At 50.5% G+C, this 1322-nt stretch carries 2 protein-coding genes; both read right to left on the reverse strand.

Translation table 11 applies throughout. The features are described 5' to 3' along the window. A partial coding sequence (locus FCN80_RS27595) for a DNA N-6-adenine-methyltransferase (protein WP_136993247.1) occupies window positions 1-1092 on the reverse strand: 1092 nt, incomplete at its 3' end. Further along, window positions 1089-1322: PerC family transcriptional regulator (locus FCN80_RS25970; RefSeq protein ID WP_136993249.1), on the reverse strand; the 234-nt coding region annotated here is incomplete at its 5' end. The genes FCN80_RS27595 and FCN80_RS25970, both read right to left, overlap by 4 nt.

Genomic DNA, 1322 nt, shown 5'->3' on the forward strand with positions numbered 1-1322 from the left:
AGCCAGCGCGTTTTCCACGGCGGTGTAAAATGCCGCGCATTTCGTGTTGCTCGCGTCGGCGAACAGATCCAGCACCAGCGGGCCAAACATTGCGTTAATTCCCCAAAACAACGGTTCCGGAGTGCGCCATTGATCGCCGATCTCTTTTAGCTTGTGGGTGGGCGCGGCTCGTAGTAGGTCCAATTTTTGACAATAGAGACTGATGGGCGCAACTGGTGTGGTGGGCTGTTCCTCAATGCCCCCCTGATCCGCTTCAATTTCGCAAGAAAATGCCTCGCAAGATTCAGTACAAGAACCGCTGTCATAACCGCCAGCACCCCTGATTGTGGCTGCGATTTCCTCCCTGGTCTGATCGGCGTACATAGCAATAATCGACTCAAGAGATTGATTATCACGGTACATGATTTTATTTTCTTGCTGACGCCGATCGACAACACGCACGCTGTCGCTTGTGAGCACATCGATAAAATCAGTTGCCATCTGCGGTTCATCGCGGGCGGCCAGGGCGATTTTATTGACGCCCTTTTTGATACAAAAAACGCAATTGCCCAAATGTTCCGATAAACCCAGATCGAACGGCTGTTCACTCCACCAATCGAGAACATCTTGTTTATCAAAATCGCTAAGATCCGCCAGATAACTGACGCCATCATAGGGCTTCAATCGCTTGGGTTCATCCGCTCTAATGCCGATCCACTTATGAAGTCCGGTTGCGAAATGCTCTTTGCAGTATCGATTGAACGGTTCGATTTTCATTGTGCGAGTGCAAAACGGGCCATGTATGTACGGGGTACCGTACTTGGCGCAGATATCTCGCCAAACCTGTAAGTCGTACCCGATGTCATCCACCGAAATGAGCTTGTAACCATTCGCCTGGCCTAGCATTGGATTAACTACAACGTGCAAACAGATCAGGTCAATTTTCCAGTTATTGACGATATTTCTAATAAATTCATAGGTTTTCGGATGTTCGGCACCGGTGTCCATGAAAACGTAGCGCACATCCTCACCGGCTATGCGTCGCAGCTCCATGAGATGAACGAGATAGGCGGACGAACGACCACCGGAAAAACTAACAACCTGAGTAGTCATGCCGCCACCCCATCAACATAATCCACCAGGCGGGCTTCACTAATGCCGGCGTAATCATTGCAAAAGCAATTACCCATGGTGACGCATCTGGCCCTGCGGGCAATTGTTTGTGAACGACGCTGTTCCTGTGAGGCCGGTAAAATATCAAGTACCGCTAACCATTGACGCGCGGCCCGGCGCCACAATCCAGCGGTTTCCAAATGCTCCGCCAGGGCAATCTCATTTTCGAC

It is taken from the genome of Martelella alba (assembly GCF_005217455.1).
GTDB lineage: Bacteria > Pseudomonadota > Gammaproteobacteria > Enterobacterales > Enterobacteriaceae > Acerihabitans.